The organism is Bacillus sp. AFS029533, from assembly GCF_002585125.1.
GTDB classification, from domain to species: Bacteria; Bacillota; Bacilli; order Bacillales; family Bacillaceae_G; genus Gottfriedia; species Gottfriedia luciferensis_B.
On sequence record NZ_NUQC01000015.1, the window covers coordinates 36,222 to 58,282 of the forward strand.

The 22,061-nt window shown below is 31.8% G+C and carries 18 protein-coding genes; 12 read left to right on the forward strand and 6 right to left on the reverse strand.

Going from position 1 to position 22,061, the window contains the following annotated elements:
* Window positions 1-104: 104 nt before the first annotated feature.
* Together COE53_RS07900 and COE53_RS07905 are read right to left on the reverse strand one after the other, a co-directional pair.
* Window positions 105-1,145: a YeiH family protein gene (locus COE53_RS07900; RefSeq protein WP_098947686.1), complete on the reverse strand. Its 1,041-nt coding sequence runs from the start codon at window positions 1,143-1,145 to the stop codon at window positions 105-107.
* A 284-nt stretch (window positions 1,146-1,429) separates the two neighbouring features.
* Window positions 1,430-2,197: a TSUP family transporter gene (locus tag COE53_RS07905; RefSeq protein ID WP_098947687.1), complete on the reverse strand. Its 768-nt coding sequence runs from the start codon at window positions 2,195-2,197 to the stop codon at window positions 1,430-1,432.
* Window positions 2,198-2,429: 232 nt separating this feature from the next.
* Here COE53_RS07905 and COE53_RS07910 point away from each other — a divergent pair, with 232 nt between their 5' ends.
* Complete coding sequence (locus tag COE53_RS07910) at window positions 2,430-2,759, forward strand: hypothetical protein (protein WP_098947688.1); 330 nt, start codon at window positions 2,430-2,432, stop codon at window positions 2,757-2,759.
* A 320-nt stretch (window positions 2,760-3,079) separates the two neighbouring features.
* On the opposite strand, the gene COE53_RS07915 is transcribed toward COE53_RS07910, so the two are convergent.
* Complete coding sequence (locus COE53_RS07915) at window positions 3,080-6,196, reverse strand: efflux RND transporter permease subunit (protein ID WP_098947689.1); 3,117 nt, start codon at window positions 6,194-6,196, stop codon at window positions 3,080-3,082.
* A 245-nt stretch (window positions 6,197-6,441) separates the two neighbouring features.
* On the opposite strand from COE53_RS07915, the gene COE53_RS07920 reads away from it, so the two are divergent.
* Genes COE53_RS07920 through COE53_RS07930 form a run of 3 tightly spaced genes read left to right on the forward strand, consistent with a single transcriptional unit; the run spans window position 6,442 to window position 9,854 of the window.
* A complete protein-coding gene (locus COE53_RS07920) occupies window positions 6,442-7,140 on the forward strand; it encodes a response regulator transcription factor (protein WP_098947690.1) in 699 nt (232 codons plus the stop codon).
* A 1-nt stretch (window position 7,141) separates the two neighbouring features.
* The gene (locus COE53_RS07925; RefSeq protein WP_098947691.1) at window positions 7,142-8,500 is read left to right on the forward strand and encodes a sensor histidine kinase; all 1,359 of its coding nucleotides are present in this window, start codon (window positions 7,142-7,144) and stop codon (window positions 8,498-8,500) included.
* A gap of 40 nt (window positions 8,501-8,540) precedes the next feature.
* Window positions 8,541-9,854 (forward strand): VTT domain-containing protein, encoded by a 1,314-nt coding sequence (locus COE53_RS07930; protein ID WP_098947692.1) that lies wholly within the window; start codon window positions 8,541-8,543, stop codon window positions 9,852-9,854.
* A gap of 148 nt (window positions 9,855-10,002) precedes the next feature.
* On the opposite strand, the gene bioA is transcribed toward COE53_RS07930, so the two are convergent.
* The gene (gene bioA, locus COE53_RS07935; protein WP_098947693.1) at window positions 10,003-11,361 is read right to left on the reverse strand and encodes an adenosylmethionine--8-amino-7-oxononanoate transaminase; all 1,359 of its coding nucleotides are present in this window, start codon (window positions 11,359-11,361) and stop codon (window positions 10,003-10,005) included.
* Window positions 11,362-11,502: 141 nt separating this feature from the next.
* On the opposite strand from bioA, the gene COE53_RS07940 reads away from it, so the two are divergent.
* From COE53_RS07940 to bioB, 3 genes are read left to right on the forward strand one after another with little or no spacing between them, the layout of a single operon-like run.
* The gene (locus COE53_RS07940; RefSeq protein WP_098947694.1) at window positions 11,503-12,075 is read left to right on the forward strand and encodes a biotin transporter BioY; all 573 of its coding nucleotides are present in this window, start codon (window positions 11,503-11,505) and stop codon (window positions 12,073-12,075) included.
* Window position 12,076: 1 nt separating this feature from the next.
* Window positions 12,077-12,763 (forward strand): dethiobiotin synthase, encoded by a 687-nt coding sequence (gene bioD / locus COE53_RS07945; protein WP_180242401.1) that lies wholly within the window; start codon window positions 12,077-12,079, stop codon window positions 12,761-12,763.
* A gap of 16 nt (window positions 12,764-12,779) precedes the next feature.
* Window positions 12,780-13,775 carry a biotin synthase BioB gene (gene bioB / locus COE53_RS07950; protein ID WP_098947696.1) on the forward strand — a complete coding sequence of 332 codons (996 nt, stop codon included), beginning with the start codon at window positions 12,780-12,782 and terminating at the stop codon, window positions 13,773-13,775.
* 97 nt (window positions 13,776-13,872) lie between these two features.
* Here the strand turns inward: bioB and pgmB are convergent, their stop codons facing one another.
* Entirely contained in the window at window positions 13,873-14,544 is a 672-nt protein-coding gene (gene pgmB / locus COE53_RS07955; RefSeq protein WP_098947697.1) for a beta-phosphoglucomutase, read from the reverse strand.
* A gap of 23 nt (window positions 14,545-14,567) precedes the next feature.
* The gene (locus tag COE53_RS07960) at window positions 14,568-15,587 is read right to left on the reverse strand and encodes a LacI family DNA-binding transcriptional regulator (RefSeq protein WP_098947698.1); all 1,020 of its coding nucleotides are present in this window, start codon (window positions 15,585-15,587) and stop codon (window positions 14,568-14,570) included.
* Window positions 15,588-16,071: 484 nt separating this feature from the next.
* Here COE53_RS07960 and COE53_RS07965 point away from each other — a divergent pair, with 484 nt between their 5' ends.
* From COE53_RS07965 to COE53_RS07985, 5 genes are all read left to right on the forward strand, one after another.
* Entirely contained in the window at window positions 16,072-17,754 is a 1,683-nt protein-coding gene (locus COE53_RS07965) for an alpha-amylase family glycosyl hydrolase (protein ID WP_098947699.1), read from the forward strand.
* Window positions 17,755-17,765: 11 nt separating this feature from the next.
* Window positions 17,766-19,052, forward strand: coding sequence for an ABC transporter substrate-binding protein (locus COE53_RS07970; RefSeq protein WP_098947700.1), 1,287 nt, complete (start codon window positions 17,766-17,768; stop codon window positions 19,050-19,052).
* Window positions 19,053-19,220: 168 nt separating this feature from the next.
* On the forward strand, window positions 19,221-20,102 hold the full coding sequence (locus tag COE53_RS07975) for a carbohydrate ABC transporter permease (RefSeq protein ID WP_098947701.1): 882 nt from the start codon (window positions 19,221-19,223) through the stop codon (window positions 20,100-20,102).
* Window positions 20,089-20,940: a carbohydrate ABC transporter permease gene (locus tag COE53_RS07980; RefSeq protein ID WP_098231786.1), complete on the forward strand. Its 852-nt coding sequence runs from the start codon at window positions 20,089-20,091 to the stop codon at window positions 20,938-20,940. Before COE53_RS07975 ends, COE53_RS07980 begins: the two co-directional genes overlap by 14 nt.
* A 37-nt stretch (window positions 20,941-20,977) precedes the next feature.
* A complete protein-coding gene (locus tag COE53_RS07985; RefSeq protein WP_088014298.1) occupies window positions 20,978-22,036 on the forward strand; it encodes a zinc-dependent alcohol dehydrogenase in 1,059 nt (352 codons plus the stop codon).
* Window positions 22,037-22,061 lie beyond the last annotated feature (25 nt).

The window sequence follows — 22,061 nt, forward strand, 5'->3', positions numbered from 1 at the left end:
TAAAAAATCAGAGAAACTGAAATAAAGTTTCTCTGATTTTTTATTAATTTAACTTTACCTTCTTTGGCATTGACCTAACTCCAAACACATTAAAAAGTTTCGAGTTATAGACTAAAAAATGTTACGAAAGATAAGAGTATTGATGTAATGACGATTGCAATAAGCGGACGAATGGATTTAGTACGTAATTCTTTTAAGTTAATATTTAATCCTAAGCCAGTCATAGACATTGTTAAAATAAATGATGTAAAAACAGAAACGTCTGACATCGTTTTATTTGATACCGGAATTTTTTGATCAAGGATGTAGCTACCAACAAAACTCATAATAACAAAGCCAATTAAGAACCATGGGAACTCCAGTTTTGCTTCTCCGTTTAATTTTCCTTTACGTTTCATCCAAAATAAAAAGATAAAACAAACGGGAATCAATAGAAATACACGGGCAAGTTTGGCTAACAATGCGTGAGCAAGTGCATCCTGACCTGCAGGTGCAGCTGCTAAAGCTACATGTGCAATCTCATGAAGGCTTATTCCCACCCATGCTCCATATTCAGTTGGGCTGATTGGTAATAAAGGATAGATTAAAGTATAAATGATGGAGAATATTGTGCCAACTAGTGCGATGATCCCAACAGCCATAGCTGTGTCATCATCTTTTGCTTTAATAATAGGTGATATGGCTGCAATTGCAGCAGCACCACAAATGCCAGTGCCGATACTTAATAATAGAGACAGATTAAGATCTGCTTTAAGCCATTTTGCAATAACCATAAGAACGGCTATCGAAAATATGATAGTTCCCATACCTCTCAGTAATAAAGGCAAACCATCGCTAAAAATGACAACAATGTTTAGTTTTAATCCGTACAGTATGATGGCAAACCTTAAAAGTCTTTTTGAAGAAAATTGAATTCCTGCGCGGAATTTTTCGGGATAACCCAAAAATTGTCTATACACTAAAGCAAGTAAAATGGCACATGCAAGTGGTCCGACATGACCGAACCATGGTAACTTTGCCATCAAAAAACCTAAAACAGCTATGATGAATGTAAAAGCCATTCCATAGATTATTGAAACTTTAAACAGTTTAGTAGGCTTTTTTTGTTGCTCTGGTTTTATATTAACTATTGCCTTTTGTTCCATCGTGTTCATCTCCTCGGGGCGTACTATATTATTTATCGTATCGAATTCTTTTCTATAAGGAAAATAAATTATTATTATAGTTATGATAAGTAAATACGATGGTTAGAAGAAAAGGATATAAGTTGAACAGAGCTTTATTAGTCAGGACTTTGTTGTTAAGTAGCGAACAGAGATTTTTAGTACGTAGAAGCTGTTTAATAAAGTTTAAAATAAAAATGGTAAGCAAATTCAACGAAGAATTGCTTACCATTTTAGTTTATAAGTTAGATACGTTTTTGATTAGCTTAATGAAGATAATCAAAAGTATTTTTTGCTAACAAGATAAAGGTTACTGTAATAAAAAGGATTCGAACGTAGCCACTTCCTTTTTTAATAGCAAATTTTGAACCACAAATTGCTCCTGCTATTTGTGCAATTCCCATAGCTAGCCCATAGGCATAATGAATTTGTCCTAAATACATAAACATTAATAATGCAGCTATATTACTACCAAAATTTAAAAACTTTGCATTGCCCGCAGCTTTTAAGAAATCAAACCCAATCATTAAAAAAGCAAATATTAGGAATGAACCAGTTCCAGGTCCAATGAATCCATCATAGAAACCAATACCAAAAATTAAAAGCATAAACAGAATAATACGAGTAACTGACAGCTTTTTATTAGTAGTCGTATCTCCCCAATCTTTTTTAAAAATAGTATATATTGCAACTGCTCCAAGCATAACGAGCATAAGCGGTTTAAGGACTGTAGGGTCAATTAAATGAACTGTCCAAGCTCCCAAAATGGAACCAATAAATGTGAGTGGGAATAACTTATAGACAGATTTTAAATCAAGCTTTCCAGAACGATAGAACATGATTGTGCTCGTTAAAGAGCCAATTGACCCAGCTAATTTGTTCGTTGCGACGGCAGCAGCTGGAGATAGACCAGTAAATAATAATACTGGCAAAGTAATTAGCCCACCGCCTCCAACTACAGAATCAATAAATGCAGCTAAAAATCCAAATACAATTAAAGTTAATAATAACGATGGATCAATATGGAATATCATCAAATCTACCTTTCTTTTATTTACTAATTTGATAGTAGTTAAAATAGGAAACAAAGTAAATCATTAATTTAGTAATATAAGAATTATTTTTATTTTTACATAATAAAAAGCAATAACATTGTTTCCGTATAAATTAACTAAAGTAATTATTGAAATTAATTTCAACAAGTACCACATTCTAAAATTTCGCATATATTGATATGTGATAATTTAATGAAGAGGTGTGTACGTATTGAATTTCAAACAATCAAATTCTATTACAGAAATAGGACAAGCTAAAGTAAAATACTTTGAAAAAAACATCAGTGGTTTGATAAAAGAGGTCGTGACAAAAATTGAAATGAAGATGGCTCTCGAAGAGCTAAAGGTAAACCGTATTGTCCGATTAGGTGGTCTTGAAAATGATGATGTTATTAAACAAGTACAAAATGATTTAACGAAAATATTAGAGGATTCAATAAAAGAAATACAATTAAAAATGAGTGAAATGGAGATTTATCTTAATTCATTAGATGAAATAAAAGGTAATTCAATAAAAAAGGAAAACGATATTAATAAATAAAAATAGAGTGAGAAACACTAGGTTTCTTCACTCTATTTTTTTGCCTTTGTTTGAGTTAGATGCATCTCAAGAAATTGCTTATTTATTGTTAATGTGGGCTAGGTGGACTCGGAGGACTTGGTGGTTTATGTTTATGTTTCATTTAAATATCACCCACTAAAATATATTATTTAGGTCTTCTAACTATCAATATGTTTTATTGTATTTGACTATTTTTAGCTTTTTTATTTAGATGAATATATTACAAGATTTTAGTCCAAAAAATTTAAAATCTAAAATAGAAAAGGTAACTCTCAAATACAAGAGTTACCTTTAAAAAATTATAGTGAATTAACTTCCTCAGTTGAAATTACTTTCTTATTTGATTGTTTTTTATGCAACCATTGATAAATAATTGGTATTACTAAAAAGCTATTTAAAGTAGAGGTGATCATTCCACCTATAACTACAATTCCTAATGTCTGTGAAATGACAGTATCACCTTGATGTGAAAACGCTAGTGGTAATAGTGTTAAAATTGTTGTAGCTGCTGTAATTAAGATTGGTCTAATCCTTGAAAGACTACCAGAAATAACGGCTTCTTCAGTATTCATACCGTTTTTACGATTACGCTCAATCTTATCAACTAGTACAATACCATTTGTTACTACAATTCCAGTTAACATTAAGACCCCGATTAATGCTGCTAAGTTCCACTCTCCACCTACTATTACTAAAGAGATAACAACACCACTTAATGCTAGTGGGATACTTAATAATACTGAAACTGGAGCTCTCCATCCCTTAAATAATGATGAAGTAATGACCATAACTAAAAGAATAGAGAAGGCCACGGCAATTGACATATCAAAAATCATTTCTTTAACTTGTTGAGTAATACCTCCCATTGAGTAACTTACTCCTTTAGGAAGAGCTTGTTTACTAATTACGTCATCAACTTGTTTTGAAACTTTACTAATGTCATTTGAAGTTATTTGACCTGTAACAATTGAGTAAGGCTCTCCATTGCGTTCATTAATCGTTGAAGGAGCATTATCTTTCGTAATAGATGCAATTTGTTCAAGTTTGACGGTTTTATTATTACTTGTTAAGAAAGTTTCATTTTTAAGCGAATTGATCACATCTTCTGGCGATGCATTTAATTGAACTTGAGTATTTCCACTACTAATTTGATCAAGATACATATCAACTGGCAGACTAATATGGTCAACTACAAATGTAGCATCTTTAGATTGTGAAATGTAACGGTTAATTACTTTCGTTATATCTGCTAATTGAATTCCATTTTGTTCAATTGCTTGTTGGTTAAATGTAATTTTATATTTTGGAAGACCAGATGTTAAATCTACTTTTCCATCAACGCTTAGTCCATCAATTTTAACAAGTTTTGATCTCATTTGATCTGCAATCTTGTCTAGAGTAGTTTGATCAGAGCCAGTAAATATGACTTTCAATAAAGAGTCATCACCGGCAATACTTTGACTTGAAACAGTATAAGCTACATTTTTAGATAATTGTGGCAGTTGTTTTCCAAGCTCTTTAATGACTTGGTCTGAGTCTTTTTCGTTCTTTAAAGCAACAGAAATGTTAGCTACGTTAGGTTTTTGTAGGAAACCACCGCCTTGGTCGAATACATCATCACTTTGCGGCGTATTAGTAGATCCAAAATTAGCTATATAAGATTTTATTTTTGGATTATCTTTTAATTGATTTTCTACCTTTTGAACTTCCGAATCTACCTGCATTAATGTACTTCCTTGAGGTAATTCAAGTTTGATTGCCACTTGACCAGTTTTAGCACTTGGTAAAAATGAAACCGGTAAAAACGAACCAAATGCTACTGCGAAAATAAATAGTAAAGCTGAAATGAAAATTGTAAGTTTTTTCTTCTTTAATGATGATAATAAGATCGGCTTCATCATTGGTTCTAGAGAAACAGCTTTTGTTTTCTTTGTATTATTTTTCCAACCCATTAAAGCAAGTGCTGGAATTACAAGAATTGCTACAAAGAACGATATAATTAAAGAGATAACAACAGACCATGCAAATCCGCTATATGAAGCACTAATAGCTCCACCTACAAAGGCAATTGGAATATAAACAGCAATTGTTGTAAGTGTAGACGCTAAAATTGCTGGTGTCATTTCATAAACTGCTGAACTCAATGAATATAGTAATGATTTATCAGGATTTTGTTCTCTTTTACGGTACATATTATCAAGGATAACGATTGAATCGTCAACAATACGACCCATTGCAACAATTAAACCTGAAACGGTTAAAATATTCAGTGTAATACCCATTGATTTTAGGATTGCTGTTGTTGCTAATAAAGAAATTGGTAATGAAATTGCAATAACTAATGTTGATTTTACATTGCGGAAGAAGAAAAATACGCAAATCATTGAGAAAAGACATCCAAGTAAACCTTCACGAATTAAACCGTTTAATGAATCATTTAATTCTTTTTCACGATCTAATTGAGGTGTTAATTTAACAGAGCCGTCTTTTACTTGTTGTAAGCTTTGAATTCTTTCCTTCACATTTTTTGCTACGTCAGTAATGTTTGCACTTTGAGTTTTAATAACATTTAATTGAACACTTGTTTTTCCATCTGTTCTTGCAATCGTTTTTACATCATTTAGGGCGTGAGTAACAGTTGCAAATGCTGAAAGTGGAATTTGATCACCATCTGAATTTTTGATTTTTACATCATTTAATTGTTTCTCATTTAAATTCCATCCATCAAATTTAACTGGAATAGACAATTGATTTTGTAAGATCGTTCCTTCGGGTAAAGATGGAACTGATACAGCTAATGCTTTATTTAAGTCATCTAAAGTAAGTTTATTTTTTGCTAGGTCCTTCGTTCTAACGGTTAGTACGTATCCGTCTTTTGCACCACCAAATACTGATACATCGGATACACCTGGAACTGTTTTAAGGTGTTGAACAATATCCATTTGTGTTAATGATTTTAACGTATTATCATCTAATTTATCACTAGTCAAACTGTAAGTTAGGATTGGGAATGAACTAGTTGTAAGTCTAGTAACTAGAGGTTTAGATGTAATTGTCGGAGGGATGTCCGCATTTTCTAAAGCTTTATTTACATCAATTTCGGCTTGTTTCATATCTGTATTCATTGGAAAATACAGACTCATAAAAACTCCACCATCATAAGAGCTAGTTTCAATATCTTGTAATCCTTCTGTTGTTCTTACAGCACTTTCAAGATTATTGGTAATATTTTGTTTTACTTGATCAGCCTGGTACATTGGTAGACGCATGCTTACAGTAAGAGTTGAATTGTTTATACCTGGTAAGTAATCGCGTTGCATTTGGTAAGCTGAAATAGCACCCCAGGTTACGATCATAACGACGCAAACAATCATTAAAATGGCTCTTTGCATGGTCCCTTCTATAAATTTTTTCATCTTATACCTCCTAAGATTTTTATTTAAAATTGAAAATTATTTCATATATCAACTCCATGTCATTGTAAAATCCCTAACTGAAACTTTAATGAATAATCAATTAAAATTAGATTAAAATGCTAAAAATACGAATCAAAAGATCTATAATGGCATGTATAAAAGGAACTTCTAAGACTAGAATCAGTCTTAAAAATAGAATAGATTTTTCGAAACACTAAAACTATTAATAGAAATAGGTGAATTAAATGAAGAAAATCTTAATTATCGAGGATGAAGTGAATATTGCTCGAGTTTTAAAGTTAGAAATAGAATATGAGGGTTATGAAGTGTTAGTCGAACATAATGGAAAAACTGGTCTAGAGTCGTCTTTGAGCAATAATGTCGATCTAATTTTATTGGATGTTATGTTACCTGAATTGAGTGGAATCGAAGTATTAAGAAGGATAAGAAAAACAAATCAATTTGTTCCAGTAATTTTATTAACTGCTAGAGATGCGACACATGATAAGATTATCGGACTCGATTATGGTGCAAATGATTATATTACGAAACCTTTTGAAATCGAAGAAGTCTTAGCAAGAATACGTTCGTGTCTAAGATCAAGTAATCTTGTTCATGAATTTAAGAAAAGCGAAGACGAAAATCCCACTTTATCGATTGAGGATTTAGTTGTTAATTTAGAAGCTAGAGAAGTAAAGAGGAATGATAAAGTCATTTCATTAACTCCAAAAGAGTATGATTTACTAGTATATCTATTAACAAATCAAAATAAAATTGTGACAAGAGAAGGCATCATAACAACCGTTTGGGGTTATGAGTATGAAGGTGAAACAAATGTTGTTGATGTTTACATTAGACATTTAAGAAAAAAAATTGAAGAGGACTTTGACGTTCCTTTAATTCGAACTATAAGAGGTGTGGGGTACACAATGAGGAAGGGTTAAGATGAAAATAACAACTAAAATAAATTTGCTAATTACTTCATGGATCTTAATCATTCTTATTTTAATTAACGGATTAGTTTTTTATTTGTTTATGAAAACGACTGTAAATATGGAAGAACATGTTGTGAGTCAAAAGGCGCATGAAATCTTAAAAAAACAGGATATTCCTATCACATTGAGGATGAATGAAGAGGCATTGTATCCGTTTATGTCTAATCATTCTTATATTCGAATCATAGATCCAAACTCAAAAATTGTGACAGAAATTAGTAATGATAAACTACTGAATCGCATTAAACCTAAGTTCACTAGAAAAGAAGAAACGAGACTAATTCCTTTTAGTGAGCATCAAAATATAGTCGTACGAGTACCGATTTTACAAAACCAAAAAGTAATTGGAACGTTAGAAATTGGAGAATTGCTAGTCGGACTTGAAGGGCGAAAAGATATGCTATTAACTATAATGGCAATCGTTACCTTAGTTTCTGCTATTTTATCAATGATGGCTGGTAGATGGTTAACTCGTATCATAATGAACCCAATTACTTCTATGATTACTACGATGGAAGATATTGAAAAAAGTGGAGTTCCAAAAAAGATTTTAATAAAAAATGAAACAAAAGATGAATTGCACAAAATGGCAAGCACGTTTAATCGAATGATTAGTAGGCTACAAGAAAACATCGAAAAACAGAAACAGTTTGTTTCAGATGCATCTCATGAATTAAAGACTCCTATTACGGTTATTAGTAGCTTTGCTAACTTATTAAGAAGACGTGGTTTTAAAAATGAGGAAATGGCAACAGAAGCAATTGAGACGATTTATTCTGAAGCCAACCGTATGCAAGATTTAACTAAAACCTTATTAACTTTGGCCGAATCGGAGAATTTAAAGAATATCGAAATGGATCCAGTCGATCTAGTTGCTTTATGTAATTCGACTTTAGTACAACTGCAAAGTGTGTATAAACGAGAAATTACTTTACATGCACAAAAACAGAAAATATTTATTAAAGGAAATGAGCTTAAAATTAAACAAGTTATTATTATCTTTTTAGATAATGCTATAAAATACAGTACTGAAAAAATAGAAGTAAATATTAGTTGTACTAGTGAAGCTGCTATTCTTCAAATAAAAGATTATGGGATAGGCATTCGAGAGGAAGAATTAGATAATATTTTCGAACGATTTTATCGAGTTGATAAAGCACGTAGCCGTGGAGTTAGTGGTGGCACTGGACTTGGTCTTTCAATCGCTAAGAACATAATTAACTTGCATAATGGCAAAATTAATATTAAAAGTGTTGAAAATGAAGGAACGGAAGTAGAGGTAGTATTTCCACTAGATGAGATTAAGTGAAAATAATCAGTACATGAGTATTGAAGATTGAGGTTGTAATATGAACGAAATCATCCATTTATTAAATGAATATGGTTATATAATCCTATTTTTATCATTAATGTTGGAATTGATTATAGTTCCTATTCCGAATGAAGCATTGATGAGTTATGTAGGTGTTTTATGTTTTCATGGGAAAATGAATATTATTTTGTCCATTATTTCTGCTGGCCTTGGAGGAATTGTTGGGGTAACAATCTCCTATTGGTTAGGATATAAACTTGGCACACCGTTTTTTCGCAAATTTGGACACTATATCCATATGGGCCCAGAAAAGATCGAAAAGATGTCAAAATGGTATGAAAAATATGGGAAGGTATTATTGCTAGTATCTTTCTTTATTCCAGGGATTAGACATTTCGCAAGCATTATTTCTGGAATTATTAAATTACCGTATCGTTCCTTTGCTATTTTTTCCTATATAGGTGTATTTCTTTGGATAGGAACCTTTATTTGGTTAGGACAGGCAATGGGACCTAAATGGGATATCTATCAAGTAGAAATTAAAAAGTGGTTAGTACTAGGTAGTATATTATTAGGTTTTATAGTGCTCGCTTTTTTTGTTGTTAAAACAAATAAGGAAATAATTAAAGAGTCATTACTATTAATTTTTGAATCAAGTTTCAAGAGATTTAAAAGCTTCATGAAAATAAAATTGATCATCTTAATCTGTTTAATTTTTTTCGTTTCGTTTTTTATCTTAATGGTCGGGCTAATTCAAGATACAATTAGCAATGAATTTGATAAATTCAATTCTATATTCAAGACTATTGTTTTTAATTTATTTAATCAAAATTGGCATGGAAGTATGAATTTTATTTATTCATTATCGACTTGGAAGGTTTTAGTGACGATTTCACTTGCTACAATCTTAGTGATACTGATCAATAACAAAAATAAGTGGCTAGAAATGCTCTTTTTTATCGCTAGTTTAGCTGGAATTCTTATCCTATCCGAAGGGATTCCTTGGATATTCAACTTTATGTTGGGTGATAATGTAAGTAAAAATTTTCCAAATGAAAAGTCTATGTTGATTTTAACAGTATTAGGTTATTTCATTATTATGTTAATTCGGCACAACAAAGCTTATATGCTTAATTTGATAATGTTCTTTTGTTTTATTTTTGTAGTTGTATTATTTACGATAAGCAGTGTCTATTTGCACCACTTATTGCCTAGTGACATTGCTGCTGGGTTTGTATTCAGTTCGGTTTGGTTAAGTGGAATCATATTTTCATTGGAGTTGTTTCGATTTGTATCGCTGTTAAAAGAGAATATGCGTGAGGAAAAATTGTTAAAAGCGCAAACTAAATAAACGTTCATAATTTTATAACTTAATCAAGAATCCGTATTAGTAAACTACTACGGGTTCTTGATCATATTAAACCATGAACACAGTAGATTTGTTCATGGTTTAATTTTTTAAATAAAGTTCCTTTTCTGACCTAGTTCAAATTACTTTTTTATCCGTCTGTAACTTCAGAAATAGCGCGATAAAGAATGTCTAACATTTCGTCAAGCTCCGATTCCTTTGAAGCTAATGGAGGCATAAAGACAATAACATTTCCAAGAGGACGGGTGAGTAGTCCAAGCTCTTTTGCTTTTTTTGTTACCTTCACACCTATTCGTTCGTTCCAATGGAAAGCTTCTTTAGTATTTTTTGATTTTACTAGTTCAATTCCAATCATCAAGCCACTTTGACGTATATCACCAACATGTTTCAACTCGTTAAATTGCATCAGTTTCTCTTGGACATAAGATGAGATTTTTTCGACATGTTGTAATAATTTCGTTTTATTAAATAAATCTAGATTCGCTAATGCAACAGCACATCCAAGGGGATTACCTGTATAGCTATGTCCATGAAAGAAAGTTTTTTGTTCTTCATATGTACCTAAAAATGCTTCATATATTCTGTTTGTCGTTAAAGTTGCTGCTACTGGTAAATAGCCACCAGTTAACCCTTTTCCGCAAGTTAAAATATCTGGCGTAACTCCTTCTAGTTCACAAGCAAACATTTTTCCGGTTCGACCAAATCCTGTTGCAACTTCATCTGCAATTAACAATACATCATACTTTATGCATAATTCTTGTATTGCTTTTAAATACCCTTTTGGCATGACAATAATACCACTAGCTCCTTGAACAATTGGCTCAATAATTAATGCCGCAATTGAATTAGCCTTTTCGATGAATAAATTTTCAACCTCGTTTAAATAGGAATTTATTATTTCTTCTTTGGTACCCACATATTTTGAACGATATAGATGTGGATAGGAAACCTTTATGCTTGGAAATAGTAACTCGTTATATGCTTGATGATATAAGTCAATTGCTCCTACAGACACTGCCCCGATTGTATCACCATGATAGGCTTCCTTCATCGTAACAAAAGTGTTTTTATCGGGTTTTCCTATGTTTCTCCAATATTGATATGCCATTTTAATAGCGATTTCTACAGAAGTAGCACCTGAGTCTGAATAAAAAACCTTTTCTAGGCCGTTAGGAGAAATTTCAACTAGCTTCTCTGCTAAAAGAATCGCAGGTATATTAGCCATGCCTAAAAGTGTTGAATGAGCAACTTTTTCTAATTGTTCATTAATCGCTTCATTTAATTCTTTAATATTATGACCGTGAACATTTAACCAAATAGAGGAAACTCCATCGTAATATTCATTTCCTAATACATCAAATAATTTTCTATCTTTACCATGTGAAATAATTAGCGGATCTTCGTTTAGATAATCTTTCATTTGAGTAAAAGGGTGCCAAAGATACTGCTTATTTTTTGAAGATAATTCTTGATAGAGTTCATGATTCATATATGTTACCTCCCTAATTTTATATGTTAACCTAAATTAAAGGTTAGGTTGACATATATTTCAATTGCATGTTAATTTAATTTTGTAAGTTTGTCAAATTTTGCTAGTTTGTCAAACTCATAAATTAAGAGGGGGGGTACTATGCAAAACAAAACTTTATCATTAACGGTCATTTCATTATTTGCCTCATTAACATCCGTTGGAGCCTTTATAAAGATTCCATTACCAGTGATTCCTTTTACCCTTCAAATACTTTTTGTATTTTTAGCAGGCTGCCTTTTAGGAAGTAAAAGAGGGATGATGAGTCAACTACTGTATGTTGGAATTGGATTAATCGGAATACCAGTATTTGCTTCTGGTGGTGGACCTGAATATGTTTTAAAGCCAACATTTGGCTATTTAATCGGTTTCATTATTGCTGCGTTTGTAATTGGCTCGATCGTTGAAAAAACAAGGAACCCAAAACTTAAGAATTTTATTTTTGCTAATGTAATAGGATTAATGATTGTTTATATTTTAGGCATTACATATGTATATATTTCTTTAAATACTTGGTTAGATAGTCCCGTATCCTTAGAAAAGGTGCTAATGATGGGACTCGTATATAGTATTGCGCAAGATTTGTTACTAGCTGTTTTTGGAGGAGTATTGGCGATGCGCCTACATTCTCATTTTGCAAAAGCTAGAGAAAATGAAAAAAAGGTGGCTGCTTAAGATGGGAAAAGGATATTTTGTTACTGGTATCGATACGAATATTGGAAAAACCTATGTTACTGCCCAAATGGTGGATTGCTTGCAGAACAAAGGAATCGATGCAATACCTTATAAACCAATACAAAGTGGAGTTGTTAATTTAAACAATAGACTCATAGGAGAAGATACGGCCTTTTATAAAGAGAAACTAGAACTAGCAGAGGAGCATGATTACTACGGAACATATACAATGAAAACACCAGTCTCACCACATTTAGCTAGTAAACTAGAAGATATTTATATTGATGAACAAGTTATTTTAGAAAAATATAAGCAATTAGAAAATAAGCATGATGTTGTTTTTGTTGAAGGAGCGGGTGGAGTTGCGGTTCCACTAAAAGAAAATTTTGGAACCATTGATTTAATAAAACTATTAAACTTACCAGTAATCCTTGTTACATCATTAAAGCTAGGAACAATTAATCATACTGTATTAACAACTGAATATTTAAAGTCACACAAAATTAATCTAATGGGATTATTAATTAATAAAGTACCTTCAGTTATGGGTGAAATGGAAAAAGATAATTTAGTTATGCTAGAAAAATTAACAGGTCATAACATTCTTGGAGTTATACCGGAGCAGATGGATTCATTTACAGAAACATCTATTTTAGAATTCCAGCAATTATTAACGAAAAATCAATGAAATGGTGAGTGATCATATGAATTGGACTAAATTAGCGCAAGAGGTTATTTTAGGTAAAGAAATTTCAGATGAGGAAGCTTTAAGCATATTGTCATGTGAAGATGATGAATTGCTTTCACTTTTACACGGTGCATTTATGATTAGGAAACATTATTATGGAAAAAAAGTTAAACTTAATATGATTATTAACGCTAAAAGTGGTTATTGTCCTGAGGATTGCGGTTATTGTTCACAGTCTTCAATTTCTAGTGCACCGATTGAGAAATATCCTTTTCTATCTAAAGAAGAAATTCTTGATGGGGCAAAGCGTGCCTTTGAATTAAAAGCAGGGACATATTGCATTGTTGCAAGTGGTCGCGGACCAACGAATCGAGATGTAAATGTAGTAACTGATGCGGTTAAGGAAATTAAAGAATTATATGGTTTAAAAGTATGTGCATGCCTGGGGCTTATTAAAGATAACCAAGCAAATGAGCTTAAAGAAGCAGGTGTTGATCGATATAATCATAATTTAAATACATCAGCTGAGCACCATAATTATATTACGACAACTCATACATATCAGGATCGAATCGATACGGTTGAGAAAGTTAAACAGTCAGGCATATCTCCGTGTTCGGGAGCCATTATTGGGATGAAGGAAACAAAACATGATGTTATTTCGATTGCGAGATCATTACATAAATTGGATGCAGATTCCATTCCGATAAACTTTTTACATGCTATTGATGGAACGAAACTAGAAGGGGTAAACGAATTAAATCCACGTTACTGTTTAAAAGTATTAGCACTATTCCGCTTTATAAATCCAACGAAAGAAATTCGAATTTCTGGAGGACGCGAAGTAAATCTACGTAGTTTACAACCACTAGGACTGTATGCTGCAAATAGTATTTTTATAGGTGATTATTTGACAACGGAAGGTCAGGAGACAAATAGTGACCATGCAATGTTAGAAGATTTAGGATTTGAGATTGAGTTGGTTGGAAAACAAGAAGAGATATTTTCATAATAAAATAAAAAAACGAAAATCTTAAAAGCTTAGATTTTCGTTTTTTTAATAGAGATAATCTGAATAGGAATATTATTCTGGAATATAAAAAGGTGATTTAAACTGATAAATACTGATCAATAATTCGGTCAAAATCTAATTCTTCAGTTGATGATAAGACTAGATTGGCGTGGCCTAAAATAGTTGCATCTCCAATCGCAACCGAGAACATATTAGCCTCGTTAATCGCATCTACACCTGCAGCAGCGTCTTCAACACCAATACAGTTTTCTGGTTTAGCAGATACAGCTTCGGCAGCTTTTAAAAATACCTCAGGATTCGGCTTTGAATTTATAACAGTTGAGGCATCAACGATATGATCGAAATAATCAATAACTCCTAAAGCCTTAACTACCATTAATGCATTTTTTGAAGCAGATGCCATTGAAATTTTAATACCAGCTTGTTTAATTTGCTTTAAGAATAATTCAATTCCTGGTAATAGGTCTTTTTCAGAAATATTACGGATTAATTCAACATAATGAGCATTCTTTTTCGTTGCTAACTCATCTTTTTCAGCTTCGGTGAAATCATTTTGACGGTTTCCTAATTTTAGGATTCTTTCTAATGAATCTGTTCTACTTACACCTTTTAGCGTTTCGTTAAATTCACGATCAAAAGGGATTCCTAAGTCTTCACCTAGCTTTTTCCATGCTAAATAATGAAATTCAGCAGTATCAGTAATTACACCATCTAAATCAAAAATAAATGCTTCAATTTGCTTTTTCAAAATGAAATCCTCCATAACTTCAATCAATTTAATTTTGCTACTGATTTTCGTTCGACTAGTTTTGTAGGAACAATAATATGCTCCGTATTTTCAGTTTTATTTTTTATATGTTTAAATAATAAGTCTGTAGCTATATCTCCTAGCTTCATAACGGGAATCTCGATTCCTGTTAAAGGAGGAGAAAAAAGTGGTGAAAAAATTCCATTATTATAACCGATGATTGATATATCTTTCGGAATAGATATGCCTAACTTTGAAGTTGTATTATAAAGTCCAATAACCTTTAGATCATCTATTGCAAAAATTGCAGTAGGTAAATCTTTTGATTTTAGAAGTGTTTCTGATGTTTCATAAGCTTTTTCCATTGTATATCCACTATCAATAATTCGGTCTGAACGAAGTGGTATTCCATTATCAGTTAGACATTTTTTATATCCTTCCAAACGGTCTATTGATACATGATAATCTAGAGAAGAATGAAGGCATGCAATGTCGGTATGCCCTTGATCGATTAAATGCTGGATTAATTGGTAACTATCATGAAAGTTATCAGTATCAACGGAATAGACATGTTCATAGTTTCCTTCCACTCTCCCAATCACGACTACTGGGATCTCATATTTATCTATTTCTTTAAAAAAGTCCTCATTTGCAGGTGAACTTAACATTAGAATTCCTTTGATCATTCTCCCACGAATTTTTTCTATGCACTTTTCTAACTCATCTTTACTATTTTTTGATGTTTGTATAATCACGTCAAAATTTTCTACTTCTGATCTCGTTGAAATAGAGTGAATAATCTCAGAGAAAAAGGTATTTCCCGCAGTTGTTTTCGTGGAGCGGGACATTACCAAAATGGCATCAAATCCAGATGATGTAAGAGCTCGAGCTAATTTATTAGGTTGGTAATTTAATTCTTCAATAGCTTTCATAACTCGGTTACGACTTTCCTCTGAAATATTATCTTTATTATTTAGTACGCGAGATACAGTGGACTTTGAAACGTTGGCTACACGAGCAATATCATAAATTGTAGGGCCCATTTGTATTCTCCTCTTCTAAGTTAAAGCGATTTATAAAATTAAATCGTTTACATTTTATAGTTTATTTATTTTTAAAAAAATATGAGGTGGAATTAATTAAAGTGTATATCGAAATGTTATTTCCACATAATAATTTAGGAGCGGTTAATCGCTAAAAATTGTTCTTAATATAAATGATAGTATCGATTTTTTAAAAAAATTTGTCAAGACTGTGAACAAAGAATATGAAAAATAACTTGTTTGATCTTGCAATAATACTAGGGCAATTATATGGAGAATAGTAGAAAGTATCAATAACTAAAAATTAGTAAAAAGACTAAATAAATACATACTATTTTGAAATAAATAAACTTTTTACAAAAAATTTTATTTTTTAAGTAAATTTTTTAAATTGACAGTAAGCGCTTTCTATAATATATTGAATTTGGGAGCGGTACCAAAGCATTTTTTAACTCGTGGGAGCGATACCACAAGGAGGAATCTTATGAGTAAAATTAAAGAAAGATTATCTTATATTTATGAAAACAAAGACATTGATCAACTTTATAGTGCAATCGTAAAACGCATTGAAGAAGCTAAAATAAACATTACAAAAAAAAGAAAACAAAATTGGGATGAATCAGATATAGTTTTAATTACTTACGGTGATCAGTTCCAAGAAGAGGGAATTCCAACATTAGAAACTTTTAAAAAGATGTTTGATGAGCATTTAGCAGATAAATTTGAACTTGTTCATATTTTACCTTTTTATCCTTACACTTCTGATGATGGTTTTTCAGTAGTTGACTATAAGAAAGTAAATCCTGAGTTAGGGGATTGGTCACATGTTGAAAGTTTATCGAAATCAGCAAGAATCATGTTTGATTATGTATGTAACCACATCTCAAGTAAGAGCGAATGGTTCCAAGGATACTTAAACGGTGATCCTAAATATCAAGATTATTTCATTGATATGGATCCTTCAGTTGATCTAAGCGCTGTAACTAGACCAAGAGCACTTCCATTGCTATCAAAATTTAAATTAGCAAATGGTGAAGAGAAGTATATTTGGACAACCTTTAGTGACGATCAAATTGATTTAAACTTTAGCAATCCACAAGTTTTATTAGATATGATTGATGTTTTACTTTTCTACCTTGAACAAGGTGCGGAATATGTGAGACTGGATGCAGTAGGCTATATGTGGAAAGAAGTTGGTACTTCTTGTATCCATCTTGAAAAAACACATGAAATCGTGAAATTATTCCGAGATTTATTAGATGAGGCAGCAAAAGGTACAGTAATGATAACTGAAACAAATGTACCTCATTTAGATAATATTTCTTACTTCGGAAATGGTCATGATGAGGCACAGATGGTTTATCAATTTCCACTTCCGCCATTAGTTTTATATTCACTTCATAAAGGAAATGGAAGTGTATTAACAAATTGGGCAAAAAATCTAGAAGGTTCTGGAGAAGATACATCATTCTTCAACTTCTTAGCATCACATGATGGAATTGGGTTAAATCCGATTCGTGGAATCATATCAGAAGATGAAATTTTATCATTAGTAGATGAGTTAAAGGAAGAAGGAGCATTAGTAAATTATAAGAAGAATTCAGATGGTACTGAAAGTCCATATGAAATAAATGTAACTTATTTAGATGCTTTAAATAAACAATCTACCAGTGATGATTTAAGAGTAAAAAGATTCTTGTTAGCGCATTCAATCTTATTAACATTCCAAGGTGTACCGGCTATTTACATCCAAAGTATGTTAGGTTCTAGAAATGATTATGCGGGTGTTGAAAAAACGGGAATGAATCGCTCAATTAATCGTCAAAAGTATGCACTTGATACGATTGAAAAGGAATTAATGGAAGAAGGTTCATTAAGAAATAAAGTTTTCACAGAACTTACAAAAATTATCCAAGTACGTAAAGAAGAAAAACTATTTAATCCTGACGTAAAAATGGAAGTACTTGAAGTAAATGAAAATGTATTTGCGATCAAACGTGTTAATGAAGAGGATAGTGTGGTAATTCTTCATAACCTATCAAATGAGCTAGTGAACTGCGATTTAAACGGAAAATTTATGAATATTATTACGGGAATTGTAGAAGAATTTAATGGCAACATTACTTTAAATCCATATGAATTCCTTTGGTTAAAACCTTTAAAATAGGAGGCAGAACAATGAAAAAAGTATTAAGTATGTTCTTAGTTTTAATGTTAGCTGTTGGATTAACAGCGTGTGGTGGGAAAAAAGAGAATGGTAAAGTAACAATTGAATTTATGCATTCTTCTGTTGAACAAGAAAGATTAGCAGTCATTACAGATTTAATTTCAAAATTTGAAAAAGAAAATCCAAATATTAAAGTAAAGCAAGTTCCAGTTGAGGAAGATGCTTATAATACGAAGGTTGTAACATTAGCAAGCTCTGGTAAACTTCCAGCAGTAATTGAAGTTGGACAAGACTATGCAAAAGTGATGGACAAGGACGAATTAATTGATAAAGATGCAGTTAAATCAATCATCTCTAAAGTTGGAGAAGATAAGTATTATGAAGGTGCGTTAAAGCTTTTAAAAACTGAGGACGGCAAAAATTATACAGGTGTTCCTATTAGTGGTTGGGTACAAGGTATTTGGTATAACAAGCAAATGCTTGCGGACAAAGGTTTCGCAGAACCTAAAAACTGGGATGATGTTTTAAAGATTGCTAAGGCGTTTACAAATAGTGGAAGCAAAAAATACGGTATTGCAATTCCTACTGTTGAAGGTGGTTTTTCTGAGCAAGCCTTCTCACAATTCGCTTTATCAAACAATGCAAATATGTTCAATAGCAAAGGTGATCTAACATTAAATACACCTGAAATGAAAGAAGCTTTAAACTACTATAAAGAATTATCAAAATATACAATGCCAGGTTCAAATGATGTTACTGAAGTAAAAGATGCTTTCATGAATGGATCTGCTCCTATGGCAGTTTATTCAACTTATATTCTTCCAGCAGTGTATGAAGAAGGTAAAACGAACAATATTGGATTTGTTATTCCAACTGAAAAAACAAAAGCAGTTTATGGAACAGTATCTGCTTACACGATTTCTTCTGGTTTAGATGATGATCAAAAAGCTGCAGCTAAAAAATTAGTAGAGTTTATGGCAAAACCTGAAAATAATACGAAGTTAGTATTAATGTCTCCAGGTGGATCACAACCAGTAAATAAAGATGTAACAGAAAGCAAAGAATATAAAGAAAATAAAGTTGTAAATTCATTTGGTGAGCTTTCAACTGAAATCGCAAGCGCGTTTGATAACATTCAAGTATTTGGTCTTGTTGATAACAAGAACTTCTTAAAAATGGGTGATGTTACAAGTTCAGGTGCAGTTGCTAAGTTAATTAATGATGTTACTGTAGGTGGAAAAAGCGTGGATTCTGCTATTAAAGAAGCAGAAGAAAAATTAAAAGGTGTATTAAAATAATTAATTTTAATTCAAAATACCTAGTAATCGTAATTTGATTTCTAAATTAGTGAAAGTTGTTTATGAAGTACGAACGCTTGAAAAGCAAGCTAAGTTGCTTTTTAAACAACTTTTCTTTTATCACCAATCTAACCAGATAGGGAATAGATTGTTTTTTAGGAGGTAGACATGAAACCGATTGCCAAAAAAAGATCTGATATAAAACTAGCGATGATACTTCTTTTACCAAGTATGTTGTTACTACTATTATTAGTTGCATATCCGATGTTATCAAATATTAAAATAAGCTTTTTCGATCAACCGATTAATCCTAGATTAGCAGCTAAGTTTGTTGGTTTATCTCATTATATTGATGTTATAAAAGATATTGAGTTTTATAAATCTTTAGGTATTACCATTTTATATACCGTTTTAACAGTAGTGGGTAGTACAGCACTTGGGCTTGCTGTAGCGCTGTTCTTTAATCGCCCATTTAAGTTTCGTAAAACTGCTCGTTCATTAATTATCTTATCTTATGTAACACCATCAATCTCATTAGTTTTTGCTTGGAAATATATGTTTAATAATTCTTACGGGATTATCAATTACTTAGGTAAGGATGTTTTCCATCTAGTTAAAAGTGCACCATTATGGTTTGATAATCCAGTTAGTAGTTTTATAGTAGTAGTTGTTTTTGCAATTTGGAAGTATTTCCCTTACGCCTTTATCTCGTTTTTAGCAATTTTGCAAACGATTGATAAATCATTATACGAAGCTGCTGATATCGATGGCGCTTCACTTTGGCAAAAGTTTAAAGTTGTAACTTTACCAGCGATTATGCCGGTATTATTAACGGTTGTAACTTTACGATTTATTTGGATGTTCTACATGTTTACAGATGTTTACTTATTAACAAACAAAGTAAATATTTTAGGTATTTATTTATATGAAACTGCGTTTGCTTTCAATAACTTAGGAAAAGCTTCGTCAATTTCAGTAATCTTATTCATCATATTATTCATTGTAATTATCGTATCAAGAAAGAGGGTGAACTTAAATGGCAGCAAGTAGTAAAAGAAGCAAGATCATTAAGAAAACAAGTTTTTACGTTGTTTTAATCCTTTTATTAGGAATCATGTTATTCCCATTCTTTGTAATGCTAATGACGTCATTAAAAAGTTCAAAAGAAGCAATTGCAACAAATCCGACATTATTACCACACGAATGGACTTTCCAGCATTATATTGATATTTTTAATCCGACAATTTTCCCCTATTTAAACTACTTTAAAAATAGTTTAATTGTCTCTATAATCGCAGCTTCATTATCAGTCGTTCTTGGTATTTTAGGAGCGTACGCTTTATCGAAACTAAAGTTTAAAGGAAGAGTGACGATAAACGCTAGTTTTTACACTGTTTATATGTTTTCAGGGATCTTACTAGTTGTTCCATTATTTAAAATCATTTCTGGTTTCGGTTTATATGATACAAAAATAGCGTTGATCATTACGATGATTGTGCAAACTCTACCAACAGCGATTTTTATGTTAAGAAGTTATTTTGATACTATTCCTGAAGATTTAGAAGAAGCGGCTATGATTGATGGTCTTAGTCGATTAAAAATAATCTTCTATATTATTATTCCTTTGTCAATATCGGGAATCATTTCTGTATTTGTATATGCATTTATGATTGCATGGAATGATTACTTATTTGCATCAATTTTCTTATCGAGTTCGGAAAACTTCACTTTACCGATTGGCTTAAATACATTATTTAGTACTCCGGATTATGTATGGGGTCGTATGATGGCAGCATCTTTAGTCACGGCTTTACCAGTAGTTGTAATGTACGCACTATCTGAACACTTTATCAAAGGAAACCTAACAGAGGGTGGAGTTAAAGGTTAATTCGAAAACAATTTTTTACTGAGAGGATGAAATAAAAATGAAAAAATTAGTAGCAGTTGAACCAAGAGTTGCAGCATTAGTCGAGTATGAAGATCGTACAGTACAACCTAATGAAGTAAAAATTAAAGTCGAATTTGCATCACCAAAACACGGTACGGAAGTAGTGGATTTTAGAGGTCTTAGTCCATTTATTGATGAAGAGTTCAATGAAGAATGGAAAATGTTTATGCCACGTGAAGAAGGAGCTGCTCGTGGAATCGTATTTGGTGAATTTCAATTAGGAAATATGGTTGTAGGTAGCATTTGTGAAATCGGTGATGAAGTGACTGAGTACAAATTAGGAGATCAAGTTTGTACTTATGGTCCAATCATGGAAACTGTAATCGTAAATGCTGTAGATAATTATAAATTACGTAAAATGCCAGAAGGTTCATCATGGAAGAATGCAGTTTATTATGATCCAGCACAATTTGCAATGAGCGGAGTTAGGGATGCAAATGTTAGAGCGGGTGATTATGTAGTAGTTGTAGGATTAGGTGCAATTGGACAAATTGCTATCCAGTTAGCAAAGAAAGCTGGAGCTAGTATTGTAATTGGTGTAGATCCATTACAACATAGATGCGATATCGCGTTAAAAAATGGAGCGGATTATTGCTTCGATCCAATTAATTGCGATTTAGGATATGAAATTAAAAAAATTACTAATAAATTAGGGGCAGATTCAATTATTGAAACAAGTGGTGTATCAAGTTCACTTCAAGCAGCACTAAGAGGAATTGCATACGGTGGAACAATTTCTTATGTAGCTTTTGCTAAACCTTTCCCAGAAGGATTTAATCTTGGTCGTGAAGCACATTTTAACAATGCGAAAATTGTATTTTCAAGAGGAAGTAGTGAACCAAACCCGGATTATCCACGTTGGTCACGTAAACGAATCGAAAATACTTGTTGGGATTTATTAATGAATGGTTATTTAAATTGTGAAGATTTAATTGAACCAGTTGTTTCATTTGAAGAAGTAGCTGAATCGTATATGGAATTTGTTGATCAAAAGCCCGAGCTAAGCATTAAGATGGGTGTTCAATTTAAAAAATAATAAGAATATCAATCATTAAAATCAT

Coding starts and splice junctions, on each gene's coding strand:
- bioA (WP_098947693.1), bottom strand. CDS start 11,361: ATGAATCATGAACTCTATCAAGAATTATCTTCAAAAAATAAGCAGTAT.
- COE53_RS07905 (WP_098947687.1), bottom strand. CDS start 2,197: ATGATATTCCATATTGATCCATCGTTATTATTAACTTTAATTGTATTT.
- COE53_RS07980 (WP_098231786.1), top strand. CDS start 20,089: ATGGCAGCAAGTAGTAAAAGAAGCAAGATCATTAAGAAAACAAGTTTT.
- bioB (WP_098947696.1), top strand. CDS start 12,780: ATGAATTGGACTAAATTAGCGCAAGAGGTTATTTTAGGTAAAGAAATT.
- bioD (WP_180242401.1), top strand. CDS start 12,077: ATGGGAAAAGGATATTTTGTTACTGGTATCGATACGAATATTGGAAAA.
- COE53_RS07925 (WP_098947691.1), top strand. CDS start 7,142: ATGAAAATAACAACTAAAATAAATTTGCTAATTACTTCATGGATCTTA.
- COE53_RS07965 (WP_098947699.1), top strand. CDS start 16,072: ATGAGTAAAATTAAAGAAAGATTATCTTATATTTATGAAAACAAAGAC.
- COE53_RS07970 (WP_098947700.1), top strand. CDS start 17,766: ATGAAAAAAGTATTAAGTATGTTCTTAGTTTTAATGTTAGCTGTTGGA.
- COE53_RS07900 (WP_098947686.1), bottom strand. CDS start 1,145: ATGGAACAAAAGGCAATAGTTAATATAAAACCAGAGCAACAAAAAAAG.
- COE53_RS07985 (WP_088014298.1), top strand. CDS start 20,978: ATGAAAAAATTAGTAGCAGTTGAACCAAGAGTTGCAGCATTAGTCGAG.
- COE53_RS07915 (WP_098947689.1), bottom strand. CDS start 6,196: ATGAAAAAATTTATAGAAGGGACCATGCAAAGAGCCATTTTAATGATT.
- COE53_RS07940 (WP_098947694.1), top strand. CDS start 11,503: ATGCAAAACAAAACTTTATCATTAACGGTCATTTCATTATTTGCCTCA.
- COE53_RS07920 (WP_098947690.1), top strand. CDS start 6,442: ATGAAGAAAATCTTAATTATCGAGGATGAAGTGAATATTGCTCGAGTT.
- COE53_RS07960 (WP_098947698.1), bottom strand. CDS start 15,587: ATGGGCCCTACAATTTATGATATTGCTCGTGTAGCCAACGTTTCAAAG.
- COE53_RS07930 (WP_098947692.1), top strand. CDS start 8,541: ATGAACGAAATCATCCATTTATTAAATGAATATGGTTATATAATCCTA.
- COE53_RS07975 (WP_098947701.1), top strand. CDS start 19,221: ATGAAACCGATTGCCAAAAAAAGATCTGATATAAAACTAGCGATGATA.